The sequence below is a fragment of the Nocardia pneumoniae NBRC 100136 genome (assembly GCF_000308755.1).
In the GTDB taxonomy this organism is placed as follows: Bacteria; Actinomycetota; Actinomycetes; order Mycobacteriales; family Mycobacteriaceae; genus Nocardia; species Nocardia pneumoniae.
Window position 1 is genome coordinate 22831 of record NZ_BAGF01000056.1, and the last position, 12955, is coordinate 35785.

Annotated in this window: 12 protein-coding genes and 1 pseudogene; 6 read left to right on the forward strand and 7 right to left on the reverse strand. The window is 69.1% G+C overall.

Annotated features, from left to right (window positions below):
* Nucleotides 1–29: 29 nt before the first annotated feature.
* Nucleotides 30–1574, reverse strand: a complete 1545-nt coding sequence (locus ON34_RS17725; RefSeq protein ID WP_040780643.1) for an HD domain-containing phosphohydrolase — start codon at nt 1572–1574, stop codon at nt 30–32.
* 138 nt (nt 1575–1712) lie between these two features.
* Here ON34_RS17725 and ON34_RS17730 point away from each other — a divergent pair, with 138 nt between their 5' ends.
* Together ON34_RS17730 and ON34_RS17735 are read left to right on the forward strand one after the other, a co-directional pair.
* On the forward strand, nt 1713–3329 hold the full coding sequence (locus ON34_RS17730; RefSeq protein ID WP_040780644.1) for a DUF4331 domain-containing protein: 1617 nt from the start codon (nt 1713–1715) through the stop codon (nt 3327–3329).
* Nucleotides 3330–3416: 87 nt separating this feature from the next.
* Complete coding sequence (locus tag ON34_RS17735) at nt 3417–4721, forward strand: tetratricopeptide repeat protein (protein WP_040780645.1); 1305 nt, start codon at nt 3417–3419, stop codon at nt 4719–4721.
* 28 nt (nt 4722–4749) lie between these two features.
* Here ON34_RS17735 and rlmN read toward each other — a convergent pair whose 3' ends face one another.
* On the reverse strand, nt 4750–5859 hold the full coding sequence (rlmN, locus tag ON34_RS17740; RefSeq protein ID WP_040780646.1) for a dual-specificity RNA methyltransferase RlmN: 1110 nt from the start codon (nt 5857–5859) through the stop codon (nt 4750–4752).
* Nucleotides 5860–5969: 110 nt separating this feature from the next.
* Between rlmN and ON34_RS17745 the strand changes: the two genes are divergently transcribed.
* The gene (locus tag ON34_RS17745) at nt 5970–6311 is read left to right on the forward strand and encodes a LapA family protein (protein ID WP_040780647.1); all 342 of its coding nucleotides are present in this window, start codon (nt 5970–5972) and stop codon (nt 6309–6311) included.
* 4 nt (nt 6312–6315) lie between these two features.
* On the opposite strand, the gene ON34_RS17750 is transcribed toward ON34_RS17745, so the two are convergent.
* The 5 genes from ON34_RS17750 to rpsB form a co-directional block, all read right to left on the reverse strand.
* Entirely contained in the window at nt 6316–7221 is a 906-nt protein-coding gene (locus ON34_RS17750; RefSeq protein ID WP_040780779.1) for a phosphatidate cytidylyltransferase, read from the reverse strand.
* A gap of 290 nt (nt 7222–7511) precedes the next feature.
* Nucleotides 7512–8069, reverse strand: a complete 558-nt coding sequence (gene frr, locus ON34_RS17755; protein ID WP_040780781.1) for a ribosome recycling factor — start codon at nt 8067–8069, stop codon at nt 7512–7514.
* A 51-nt stretch (nt 8070–8120) separates the two neighbouring features.
* Nucleotides 8121–8849 carry a UMP kinase gene (gene pyrH, locus ON34_RS17760; protein WP_040780648.1) on the reverse strand — a complete coding sequence of 243 codons (729 nt, stop codon included), beginning with the start codon at nt 8847–8849 and terminating at the stop codon, nt 8121–8123.
* Nucleotides 8850–9040: 191 nt separating this feature from the next.
* The gene (gene tsf, locus ON34_RS17765) at nt 9041–9865 is read right to left on the reverse strand and encodes a translation elongation factor Ts (protein ID WP_040780649.1); all 825 of its coding nucleotides are present in this window, start codon (nt 9863–9865) and stop codon (nt 9041–9043) included.
* A gap of 96 nt (nt 9866–9961) precedes the next feature.
* Nucleotides 9962–10774: a 30S ribosomal protein S2 gene (rpsB, locus tag ON34_RS17770; RefSeq protein WP_040780651.1), complete on the reverse strand. Its 813-nt coding sequence runs from the start codon at nt 10772–10774 to the stop codon at nt 9962–9964.
* Nucleotides 10775–11153: 379 nt separating this feature from the next.
* Here rpsB and ON34_RS17775 point away from each other — a divergent pair, with 379 nt between their 5' ends.
* The 3 genes and pseudogenes from ON34_RS17775 (at nt 11154) to ON34_RS17780 (ending at nt 12648) form a co-directional block, all read left to right on the forward strand.
* On the forward strand, nt 11154–11471 hold the full coding sequence (locus tag ON34_RS17775; RefSeq protein ID WP_040780652.1) for a hypothetical protein: 318 nt from the start codon (nt 11154–11156) through the stop codon (nt 11469–11471).
* A gap of 74 nt (nt 11472–11545) precedes the next feature.
* A pseudogene (locus ON34_RS34705) lies at nt 11546–11995 on the forward strand (M23 family metallopeptidase); the annotation flags it as partial.
* Nucleotides 11996–12129: 134 nt separating this feature from the next.
* Nucleotides 12130–12648 carry a DUF1990 domain-containing protein gene (locus ON34_RS17780; protein ID WP_040780653.1) on the forward strand — a complete coding sequence of 173 codons (519 nt, stop codon included), beginning with the start codon at nt 12130–12132 and terminating at the stop codon, nt 12646–12648.
* Nucleotides 12649–12955 lie beyond the last annotated feature (307 nt).

The window sequence follows — 12955 nt, forward strand, 5'->3', positions numbered from 1 at the left end:
GACGAACCCGGCACCGGCAAGACGGTAACTTATTCGGGCAGCAGCCCGTGTTCCATCGCGAAGACCGCGGCTCCGGCGCGGGTGCGGCGGCCGGTCTTGTCGTAGATGTGTGCGAGATGATGGCCGACGGTGCGCTCGGACAGCACCAACTGGGCGGCGATCTGCCGGTTCGACAGTCCGCGCGCGGCCAGACGCAGCACGTCGAGCTCGCGTTCGGTGAGACCGCAGGGCAGGTCGGTGCGCGGCTTGCGCAGTCCCGCCGCCTCCACCACGGCCGCGCACGCGTCCCGGTCGAGGTTTCCCGCCGAGGCGGCGTCCAGAAGTTCCCGGGCAGCGTCGTCGGGGGAGAAGGCGGGGCGATACGGCCGCGGCTCGGTGAGCGCCGCGAAGACATCGGCCGCGGCGAGAATCCGCGCTGGCTTGGAGAGGTCACGCCCTCGGACGCCCCGGTGATAGCCGCTGCCGTCGAGGCGTTCGTGATGACCGGCGGCGATGTCCGCCAGGTCGGCCAGGCCGGGGCAGCGTCGCAGCACCCGCTCGGTCCAGTAGGTGTGCAGCCGGACACGTTCCCAGTCGCCGGGGCCGAGTGGGCCGGGCCGATCCCAGATCGCGCTGGAAACCCCCACGCGCCCGATATCGTGCAGTAATGCCGCCGCGCGCAGCGCGTCGCGATCGCCGGGATCCATCCCGCACAGTTCCGCGGCCCCGCCAGCGAGATCGGCGACATGTCCCGAATGCCCCAGCAGCCAGCGGCCTTTCAGGTCCACCACGATCGCCATGGCCAGACACAGCTGGAGCCGCTCGCCGGGCTTGATGCGCAGCGGCACGCCGGGTTCCCCGTGGACCACGGCAGTGAGCACGTCCGGTACATCGAGGCAGTGCCACACGGCGTCCGCGTCGGCGGCGAACAGGGCCACCAGTTCGGGGTCGAGATGCCCGCCGGCCCGTCGCCGCAGCTCGGCCGCCGCGCCGTGCCGTCCCCGTTCGGCCGCGGCGAGCACCGCCTGCTCGGCGACGTGCACGATCCGCCCGGTCAGCGAAATCTCCTCGCCCTCGAGCCGCTGCGGTGCGCCGAGGCCGTCCCAACGCTCCTTCACCTCGGTGAGCGCCACCACCGCCGCCTCCGGCAGCCCGAGCCGGGGGCCAAGAGCACGGCTGACTTCGCACACCGACCGGACCGCTGCGGCCGCTTGCTCCGGGGCGGTCGTGACGAACCGGTCCCGCAGCAGTGTCCGGCTGTCGGGCGCCCACGAGCCGAACTGCGCCAGCTGCGCCGCGAAGATCGGCGTATCACCCGGATCCAGCACGTGGTAGGCCCGCTGGAAGGCGACGTCGTCGGCGAACGCCGCCGCGTTTTCCGAGGCGCGGCTGGTGCAGCCGACCGCGCCGAGCAGAGCCGCGTGAAAGACGGTCCGCCGGTCCGACTCGTCCAGACCGATCCGTTCCGCGAGGGCGGTGGCCACCAGGCAGGTCGCCAAACCCTTCTCGAACGGCGCCCCGGTCGCGAGATCGGTCGTGAGCGACAGCGCGGCGAGAACCTCGGTGACCCGGATGGCGGCGGGCGGGATCGACACCCTCCCACGGTAGTTCGCCCCAGGCAGCGCGTCATTCGGAACTCGCCGGATGGATAGGTCGATCGACCGATGTGGCCGGGCAGGTCGCGCGCCGACCATTGGCTGCAACATCATTCGCATCTATCGAAGGGGAGTCTCATGTCCCGATCACCTCGGCGTGGACACCGCGTCGCCGGTGCCCTCCTGGCTGTCGGCGTCACCGTGCTCAGCGGCACCGTAGGCGGTCTCGCGCTGCCCACCGCCGGTGCTTCCAGCCATCGCGAGGCCCCGTTGATCGCCGGTGATCCGGCGGTGGACAACACCGATGTCTACGCGTTCGTCAGCCCGGACAAGCCCGACACGGTGACGATCGTCGCCAACTGGTTCGGGCTGCAGGAGCCCAACGGCGGCCCGAACTTCTATCCGTGGGCCACCGAGGCCAACTACGACATCAACATCGACAACGACGGCAACGCGAAGCCCGACATCAGCTATCGCGTCACCTTCACGACCGACGATCGACGCGGCGCGGGCACTTTCCTCTACAACAACGGGCCGGTCACCGGACTGAACGACGAGAATCTGCTGTTCCGCCAGAACTACACGGTGTCGGTCAGCCACGGCGCGAACGACTGGCGGCCGATCGCACAGGGCCGGGCGGCTCCGTCCTACACCGGCCCTGCCTCGATGCCCGACTACGGTGAGCTGCGCAAGCAGGCGACCGAGAATCTGCCGGGCGGCGGCGCCGTGTACGCCGGTGCCGCGGAGGACCCGTTCTTCCTCGACCTGCGGGTGTTCGACCTGCTCTACGGCGGCGACCTGTCCGAGGTCGGCACCGACACGCTCGCCGGGAAGAACGTCAACACCATTGTGCTGCAGGTGCCCATGCGCGAACTCGCACTGAAGAACGACCCGGCCCGCAACCCGGTGATCGGGGTATGGAGCGACACCGAGCGCCGCACGCTTCAGCTCAGCCCTGGCGCCGCCACGCCGGTCGGCGCATCGGTGCAGGTGTCGCGGCTGGGCAATCCGCTGGTGAACGAGGTGGTCGTCCCGGTCGGTTTGAAAGACGCGTTCAACGGACTCGAACCAGTCGGTGACGCCGGGATTCCCCAGGTGGTCGAGCGGGTCACCAAGCCAGAGCTGGCGCAGCTGATCGAGTCGATCTACCAGGTGCCCGCACCGGCCACACCGCGCAACGACCTGGTGGAGATCTTCCTGACCGGGATCGCGAAGAAGGCGCCGACACTGGATGGCGGCGCGCCACCCATTCAGGCGGACCTGAACTCGCAGATTCTCAACGCCGATGCCCATGCCTCGGCATTCCGGCCGTCGGAGATGCTGCGGCTGAACATGTCGGTGCCGCTGACCGCGCAGCCCAACCGGCTCGGCGTACTCGCCGGTGACCTCCAGGGATTCCCCAACGGCCGACGTCTGTCCGACGATGTGGTGGATATCGCGCTGCAAGCTGTGGAGGGCGCGGCACAGACCGGCAAGCTGGTCGACGCGCTCGCCACCGGAGACAAGGTCGACGCCAACGACGCGGCGTTTTCCAGCGCTTTCCCCTATGTCGCGCTGCCTGCGCAGGGCACGACCGCGCCCGGGCAGTCGACGGGCGCGACCGGACCCGCCGCAGCGCCGCAGGGCGACGACGGTATGCCGTGGATGCCGATCGTCGCGGGGGGCGCCAGTGCCGCCGCGGTGGTCGCGGGCGGCGGCTTCCTGCTCATGCGCCGCCGGGCGAACCGGTCGATGCTCGAGCCGCCGAGCGCCTGATATCCCGGCCCGGGTGGCGGGACCGGCGCAGATCTGGTCCCGCCACCCGGCAATCACCGAGTTCGTTCCACCATCCGAGGTCCCGACATGTCCGAATTGCTTTCCCGTGCGCTCCGCAAGCCTGTGTTCGTACTCCTCCTGATCGGGCTGCTCGCTGCCATTGTGAGCACAACCGCATTACTGCCCGACAGATCATCGACCGCCGATCCGATCCCCGCCGACCCGTTGGCCGCGCAGATCACGCAGATGCGACAACAGCTGGACCGAGTGCCGGGCAACGCGACCGGCTGGGCCGCGCTCGGCGCCGCCTACGTCGAATTGGCCCGTATCACCGGGAATCCGGAGAACTACGGTCAGGCGCAGCGGGCGCTGGATCGATCGCTGGAGCTGAAGCCCGACGAGAACGCCGAAGCGCTGATCGGCCTCGGCGCGCTCGCCAACGCCCGGCACGACTTCACCGCCGCTCGCCGCCACGCCGAACAAGCCCTGACGCTGCGGCCGAACAGTGCCGACGTCTACGGCATCCTGATCGACGCGTTGACCCAACTCGGCGAGACCGACGCCGCCACCGCGGCGGTCCAACAGATGCTCGACCTGCGCCCCGGTGTTCCGTCGTTCACTCGCGCCGCGTACGACCTCGAACTGCACGGCCGTACCGACGACGCCCGGCAGGCCCTGCGGATGGCGCTCGCCGCCGCCACCACCTCCGACCAGATCGCCTTCTGCCGCTACCACCTCGGCGAACTCGCCTTCAACACCGGCAACCTCGACGAGGCCGAAAACGAATATCGGGCGGGTCTTCTGGCGAACCCGGACAACGCCGCACTGTTGCAGGGAACCGCCAAGGTGCTCGCCGCTCGCGGCGATGTCGAAGCGTCGATCGCGCAATACACGGCATTGACCGCCCGGGCACCGCTGCCGGAGTATCTGATCGAGTTCGGCGAGCTGCTCGACTCGGCGGGCCGACCCGATGCGGCGGCCGCCGAGTATCGCGAGGTCTCCGACCAGTTCCGGCGGCTCGAGCGGCAGGGCGCCACCGAGTACCTGGACGCCGCCCTGCTCGCCGCGGAACACGGCGATCCCGTGGAGGCGGTGCGATTGGCACGGCTGGAGTTCGACCGCCGCCAGAGCATTCTCACCGCCGACGGCCTGGCCTGGGCGCTGCACAAGGCAGGCCGCGACGACGAGGCGATCGTCTACGCCGACCGCGCCACCGCCCTGGGCTGGCGCAGCGCGGCCCTCGCCTACCATCGTGGCATGATCCTCGCGGCGCTCGGCCGCACCGATGAGGCCGCCGCCGCGCTGACCGGCGCACTGCGGACGAACCCCTACTTCTCACCCCTGCACGCCCCCCGCGCCCGAGAAGCCCTCGATTCGCTCATCTCGCGGTGAAGCAGCGGGTCTCGCCGCTGGTGCCGGGTCAGGCTTCGGCGGCGAGCTGCCCGCAGGCGGCGGCGATCTCCTGACCGCGGGTGTCGCGGACGGTGCACGGGACGCCCTTGGCCTCCACGCGACGGACGAATTCGCGCTCGACAGGCTTGGGGCTGGCGTCCCACTTGCTGCCCGGGGTGGGGTTGAGCGGGATGAGGTTGACGTGCACGCGGGAGCCGAGGGCCTTGTGCAGCTTCTCCCCGAGCATGTCCGCACGCCACGGGTGATCGTTGATGTCACGGATCAGGGCGTACTCGACCGAGACGCGACGCCCGGTCTTGTCGGCGTAATACCGTGCGGCATCGAGGACTTCGGATACCGGCCAGCGGTTGTTGACCGGAACCAGCGTGTCGCGCAGCTCGTCGTCGGGAGTGTGCAGCGAGACGGCCAGGGTCACCGACATACCCTCGTCGGCGAGTTTGCGGATGGCGGGGGCCAGGCCGACCGTGGAGACGACCACGTTGCGCTGGGAGATGCCCAAACCGTCCGGCGCAGGCGAAGTGATCCGGCGGACGGCGGCGACCACGCGCTTGTAGTTGGCCAGCGGCTCCCCCATGCCCATGAACACGATGTTCGACAGACGGCCGGGGCCGCCCGCCACCTCGCCGTCGCGCAGAGCGGCGGCCGCGGCGCGCACCTGGTCGATGATCTCGGCGGTGGACAGGTTGCGGTTCAGGCCGCCCTGGCCGGTGGCGCAGAACGGGCAGGCCATACCGCAGCCCGCCTGGCTGGAGATGCACAGCGTGTTGCGGTCCGGGTAGCGCATGAGCACGCTTTCCAGCAGGGTGCCATCGCCCGCGCGCCACAGGGTCTTGCGGGTGGTGCCCTCGTCGCAGACCACGTGCCGTACCTCGGTGAGCAGCGGCGGGAACAGCGCCTCGCCGATCTTCTCCCGCACGGCGGCGGGCAGGTCGGTCATTCCGGCCGGATCCGCCTGCAATCGCGCGTAGTACTGCCGGGCGATCTGGTCGGCGCGGAACTTCGGCAGACCCAGTTCCTCGACGGCCGCGCGCCTGCCCTCGGCGTCGAGGTCGGCGAGATGGCGCGGCGGCATGCCGCGGCGCGGTGCATCGAAAACGAGGGGCAGGGAGACCGTCATAGTTGCTCCATTGTCCCATCCACGCGAAGCTGGCCCACGTCGCCCCGACATGCCCGGTTGGTTGCGAGCAAATCCCAGCGCCGGTGATAGCGGTCCGCCATGATCGAGGTATGTCCACCCACCCTGACCACACGCCGGAACCGGACCCGGACCTAGCGCACCCACGCACCACACAGCCGGGCCGCGGCCCCGTGCCCCCGGCCGAGAAATCGTTGTCCTCGCGGACCGGCTACGCCTGGACGGGGCTGGTCGTCGGCGTCCTCATCCTGGTCGTCTTGCTGATCTTCATCGTGCAGAACCTCGATGAGGTGCAGGTGCACCTGCTGTTCTGGGACTTCACGCTCCCGCTCGGCATCACAGTGCTGTTGTCGGTGATCGGCGGCGCGCTGGTCATGGCGTCGGTCGGCGGAGTGCGCATTCTGCAGTTGCGCCGCCGAGCCAAGCAACGCTGACCGCTCAGATCAGGGTGGACAGCACCAGCCAGGAAACGAACGCCGAAGGCAGCATGGAGTCGAGGCGGTCCATGATGCCGCCGTGGCCCGGCAGCAGCGTACCCATGTCCTTGATGCCCAGTTCGCGCTTGATCTGGGATTCGATCAGATCACCGCAGGTGGCCACCAGCACCAAGCCGACGCCCAGGACGACGCCGATCATCGAGTTGGCCTCGAGCAACAGCGTCACCGTCAGCAGGCCGCCGATCACGCTGAACACCAGCGAACCGCAGAACCCTTCCCACGACTTCTTCGGGCTGATCGAGGGCACCATCGGGTGCTTGCCGAACAGCACGCCCGCCACGTAGCCGCCGACATCGGAGCAGACCACCAGGATCATGAAGGTCAGCACCCGCAGGTTGCCGTCCGGCTCGAGCAGCAGCAGGGTCGCGAACGAGGCGAGCAGCGGAATCCACGCCAGCGTGAAGACCGTGATGGCGGTGTCCCGCAAGAAGTTTCGCGGCGCGGTGCGCAGACCGTGGTCGAACAACCGCCACGCCATGCAGACCAGCGTGGTGGCGGCGAACGCGCCGGTGACACCGCTCGCGCCGTACGGCCAGCCGAGCCAGAACACCGCCTGACCGCCGAGGATCAGCGGAACCCGGGGAACCAGCACGTCCGCTTCCCGCAGGCGCTTGGCGACCTCCCAGGTGGCCACGCCCACTCCGGCCGCCGCGACGCCGATGAACACCTTCGGCACGAACAGCAGGATCCCGATCAGCGACAAGCCGAGCCCGAAGCCGACGCTCAGCGCGGCCGGCAGGTTGCGGCCCGCCCGGGAACCGCTCGATGCCGGGTCGGGATGGGCGGCCCCCGCATCGCCCTCGGACGTGGCTAGAGGTTCGGCCGTGCCGGCATCGTTCGCGTGCACTTGCCTCGCATCGGCTCTACCGTTCACCGGCGGCTCCTCGGCCGCACCGGTCGCGGCGGCGTTCTCGGCCACGATTGTCCCGTCGCTCACTCGTCGTTCCGTTCATCCCCCGCCCTGGCGGGCCCTCCGCTGTGTCGCACCGGCGGCGTTCCGGCACCCTTCGCGGTTACGCAAGCTACCGCCTCCGGGCCTGCCGCTCATGCCGCCGGTTCCCCTGGCGGCATTCCCCGTGCCTTCGGTATCGCTTGCGAACCGGACTGTGCGCCGGTTGTTGCTGCCGCCGGTCGGCGTCAGACCTCGAGCAGTTCGGCTTCCTTGTGCTTCACCAGTTCATCGACCTGTCCGACATACTTGGCGGTGGTCTTGTCGAGTTCCTTCTCGGCGCGGCCGACCTCGTCCTCGCCCGCCTCGCCATCTTTCTGGATGCGCGCCAGCTCGTCCATGGCCTTGCGGCGGACATTGCGGATGGCGACCTTGGCGTCCTCCCCCTTGCCCTTGGCCTGCTTGGCCAGTTCGCGGCGGCGCTCCTCGGTCAGCTGCGGCACCGAGATCCGGATGATGTCGCCGTTGTTGGTCGGGTTGACCCCGAGATCCGAGTTCCGGATCGCGGTTTCGATCGCCCCGAGCTGGTTGGCCTCATAGGGTTTGATCACGACCATGCGCGGCTCCGGCACCGTGATGCTGGACATCTGGGTGATCGGGGTCGGCGCACCGTAGTAGTCCACGACGACCCGGGAGAACATGCCCGGATTCGCCCGACCGGTGCGAATGGTTCCGAGATCGTCCTTCGCCACCGAGACGGCCTTCTCCATCTTCTCCTCGGCGTCGAAGAGCGCTTCTTCAATCACGACCGTTTCCTCCACAGCGTCGTCATGTCATGATCCGCGGTCCGCGGGGTATCAGGACCGAACCAATGTGCCGATCTTCTCACCGGCGACCGCGCGGGCGATATTGCCCTTGGTCAACAAATTGAACACCAGAATCGGCATCTGGTTGTCCATGCACAGGCTGAAGGCGGTCGCGTCGGCGACCTTGAGGTCGCGCTCGATGACCTCCTTGTGGGTGATCTCGGAGTACATGGTCGCGGTCTCGTCGACGCGCGGGTCGGCGGTGAACACGCCGTCGACCGCCTTGGCCATCAGGACCACGTCCGCGCCGATCTCCAAGGCACGCTGCGCGGCGGTGGTGTCGGTGGAGAAGTACGGCATGCCCATGCCTGCACCGAAGATGACCACCCGGCCCTTCTCCAGGTGCCGCTTGGCGCGCAGCGGGAGATAGGGTTCGGCGACCTGCCCCATGGTGATCGCGGTCTGCACCCGGGTGTCCACGCCCTGCTGCTGCAGAAAGTCTTGCAGCGCAAGGCTGTTCATGACCGTGCCGAGCATGCCCATGTAGTCGGAGCGGGCCCGCTCCATGCCGCGCTCCTCGAGCTCGGCGCCGCGGAAGAAGTTCCCGCCGCCGATCACCACGGCAACCTGGACCCCCGTCGCGACCACCTCGGCGATCTGCTCGGCGACGGTCTGCACCACATCCGGGTCCAACCCGACCTTGCCTCCGCCGAACATCTCACCGCCCAGCTTGAGCAGCACCCGGCGATATCCTGGGCGGTCGGTCCCCGGGTCCGTCATGGGTCTCCAGTCTCCTTCGGCGGTGGATTGTCGTTCTTCCGGCGATTGGTGCTCACGGCAGGCGCCTGTGACGTGGAACAAATCGGAGCGGCACCTATCCTGCCTTATTCGGTTCGAGCGGCAGCAGAAGGCCCCCCGTCAACCGGCGTTCACTCGGTCGGCGGGGGGCCTGCACGCTGGGGGTGCGGCGATCAGTTCGCGCCGACCTCGAAGCGGGCGAAGCGGGTGACGGTGACACCGGCCTCGTCCAGCAGCGCCTTGACGGTCTTCTTGGCATCGGTGACCGACGGCTGCTCCAGCAGCACGACGTCCTTGAAGAAGCCGTTCACGCGGCCCTCGGTGATCTTCGGCAGCGCGGCCTCGGGCTTGCCCTCTTCGCGAGCGGTCTGCTCGGCGATGCGGCGCTCGTTCTCCACGATCTCGGCCGGAACCTCGTCGCGGGTCACGTACTTGGCCTTGAGCGCGGCGACCTGCATGGCGGCGGCGCGAGCGGCCTCGGCCGCGGCGTCGCCCGCACCGGTGTACTCGACCATCACGCCGACGGCGGGCGGCAGGTCCGAGGCACGCTTGTGCAGGTAGGTGGCCACCGGGCCGTTCAGCGAGACCACCCGGCGCAGCTCGAGCTTCTCGCCGATCTTCGCGGCGAGCGCCTGCACGGCCTCGTCGACGGTCTTGCCGCCCAGGTCGAGGGCCTTCAGCGTCTCCAGGTCGGCGGGCTTGGCGGCCGCCGCCGCGGCGACGATCTGCTCGGCCAGCTGCTGGAACTCCGCGTTCTTCGCGACGAAGTCGGTCTCGGAGTTGATCTCGACCATGACGCCGTCCTTGGCGGCGACGAGGCCTTCGGCGGTGGTCCGCTCGGCACGCTTGCCGACGTCCTTGGCGCCCTTGATGCGCAGCAGCTCGACGGCCTTGTCGAAGTCGCCGTCGGTCTCGGCCAGCGCGTTCTTGCAGTCCATCATGCCGGAGCCGGTCAGCTCCCGGAGCCGCTTCACATCGGCAGCGGTGTAGTTCGCCATTCTCGGCGAGCCTCCTTTGGGAAGTGTGAGTTTCTGGCAGCGGCGATCACGATGGCACTCGCTCGTGATCGCCGCCGAAACAGCTGGTTACGAGTCTCAGGCCTCGGCCGAGGTCTCGGCGGCCTCAGCGCCGGGTGCGGCCTGCGCGAGCAGCTCCTGCTCCCACTCGGCCAGCGGCTCGCCAGCGCCCGCCTCGGGCTTCTCGTCGCCCGTGGACAGACCGGCGCGCGCCTGCACGCCCTCGGCCACCGCGGAGGCGACGACCTTGGTCAGCAGGGCCGCGGAACGGATCGCGTCGTCGTTGCCCGGGATCGGGTAGTCGACCAGGTCGGGGTCGCAGTTGGTGTCCAGGATCGCGATGACCGGGATGTTCAGCTTGCGCGCCTCGCCGACGGCGATGTGCTCCTTGTTGGTGTCGACGACCCAGATGGCCGAGGGCACCTTCTGCATGTCGCGAATACCGCCGAGGGTGCGCTCCAGCTTGTTCATCTCACGCGTCAGCATGAGGATTTCCTTCTTGGTGCGACCCTCGAAGCCACCGGTCTGCTCCATGGCCTCGAGCTCCTTGAGGCGCTGCAGACGCTTGTGCACGGTGGAGAAGTTGGTGAGCATGCCGCCCAGCCAGCGCTGGTTGACGTAGGGCATCCCGACGCGAGTCGCCTCGGCCGCGATCGACTCCTGGGCCTGCTTCTTGGTGCCGACGAAGAGGACGGTGCCACCGTGGGCGACGGTCTCCTTGACGAACTCGTAGGCCTTGTCGATGTAGGTCAGCGTCTGCTGCAGGTCGATGATGTAGATGCCGTTGCGGTCGGTGAAGATGAACCGCTTCATCTTCGGGTTCCAGCGCCGCGTCTGGTGCCCGAAGTGTGCGCCGCTGTCGAGCAGCTGCTTCATGGTTACGACAGCCATGGCTCTCGTATCTCTCTTTCGTTTGGCCGGTTGACGCAGCGAATCGGCGATCCGCTGCCCTGGCGCCGCCGAATCGTCGGACCCGACCGCGAGGGTGGGACCAGCCGGCGATTCCTTGTTCCGAACACGCTGCCGCGAACCCAAAGCTGTTGAGCTCGATCGAACAGCGCCGTTACGAACAAGCACGGGTGGCGCGCGAAGTCGGTCCGTGCACGCACAGACCGCTCGACCAGTTTACGGCCTGGGGGCGGCCAGACCTAAATCGGCCGGATCCGAAGCCTGCGACCAGGTGAAACGCAGATTTTTCACAGGCGAGGAGGTTGTCCACATTCCTCGGTTCGCCCCGCTCTGGGCGTCCGCGCCGCCGGAGAGTGGAGGCATGAAACCGATCTCCACGACGACGACGTTGCTCATCCCGCTGTTGTTCGTCCTCGGCGTCGTCTCCGCGCCACCGGCCGCGGCCCATTCACACGTCGCGGAACCCGCGCTCGGGGCATGCGCGGGTTCCGTCTGCCTCCCCTCCCTTCCCGGATTGCTGCGCCGCGCACCGTTCCGGTTCCGGCAGTCCGACCCGGGCGCCGAGGACGACCGTCCTGGCCGCGGCTCCACATCGTCCGAATTCCCCTCCTGTGAGCAGGTGGAATCCGCATGCACAGCCGGGACGGCTCCCTCGGCGGTCTCGACCCGGTTCCCATGACTCCGTCGACCGGCACGCGGGTACGTCACCCGCTCGCGTGGGTACTGGGACTCGGCGTCGTCGCGGTCCTCTCGATGGAGCCGACGGCCACCGCGGCACCCGAGGGCCGGTTCGGCTGGCCGCTGCAACCGCGGCCCGCGGTGGTGCGGCGCTTCGACAAGCCCGCGCACAACTGGCTGCCGGGGCATCGCGGGGTCGACCTGGCCGGAGCCGAAGGGCAGCCCGTGCTGGCCGCGGGAGAAGGGATAGTCGTGTTCGCGGGAACGGTGGCCGACAAGCCGGTCGTGTCGATCGATCACCCCGGCGGCCTTCGCACGACCTATGAGCCGGTCCGCGCCGAGGTCACGGTGGGCAGGCGAGTCGCGCGCGGCACCCGAATCGGCACGCTGGAGTCCGGCCACCCGGGCTGCGCGACGCCGTGCCTGCACTGGGGAGCGCGTGCCGAGGGCAGTGGACGTCGCGAACGCGAATACCTGGATCCGCTCGGGCTCCTCCGTCTGACTCCCGTGCGGCTGAAACCGGTGCGCCCGCGAGCGGCGTCGGCGGCGTTGTCCACGGACGGTCGCCCCGGGCTGCGCCGCCGCTTCAGCGGAGCCGCGAATCGCCGGGACGAGGTTCGAAGTGGCAGGGCCGCGCGCCGGGAGGCGAAGATCGACGCATGGAGGATGGGCTCGACCGGCCACCGTTCACGTATCGCGAGGTCGGTGCGACCAGAGGTGTGCTGCCGGAGGGGTATCACCGGCTCACGCTGCGGCGTCCGATCGGCCGGGGCCGCGCGTTGTTCGAGCACGCGGGCGCGGAGATCCTGGCCTATCGGGTACAGAAGGGCACCGGCATCTTCCGATACGCCGACACCCCGACGGCCGAGCCGGGCAGCGCTGTCACCGTGCGGCTGGGAGTCGGTCCGCTGGGGATCACCGCGCCCTGCCGCGTGGTGTACGTGCTCGATGAACCCGACCGGCGAGGTTTCGCCTATGGAACATTGCCGGGGCATCCGGCGGCGGGCGAGGAACTGTTCGCGGTCGAATACGACCAGGGCGACGAAACCGTGTACGGGCTGGTCATCGCCTTTTCCCGTCCGGCTGCCTGGTTCACGCGACTCGGCGGACCGGTGGTGCGGCTCATTCAGCGCTTCGTCGCGGGCAGATATATCGCGGCGCTGCCGACCTCCGTCTGAGCGTGGTCGGCAGCGGCCTCGGATGCGGCCGAGCGATGCGTCGGCCGCCGTCGGGCGACGTTGCCGAACCAGCCTCCTGGCGGGCGCAGAGCCCACCGCGCAGTATGTGCGCGGGCGGATTTCCGCCCGAAGCGCTCGCGGACCCCTCTCGGCGGGCGGCCGCGACGAACGTCGGCACATGGACTCGGTCCCGATCACAGCGCTCGACGCTGGTCGCCGCCGCGGCGCTGACCGAGTTCGCCGTGTCGGCATGGACATGTGGCCGCCGGTAGCTGGCGACGACAAGAGGCACGCGCCTACATCTCCC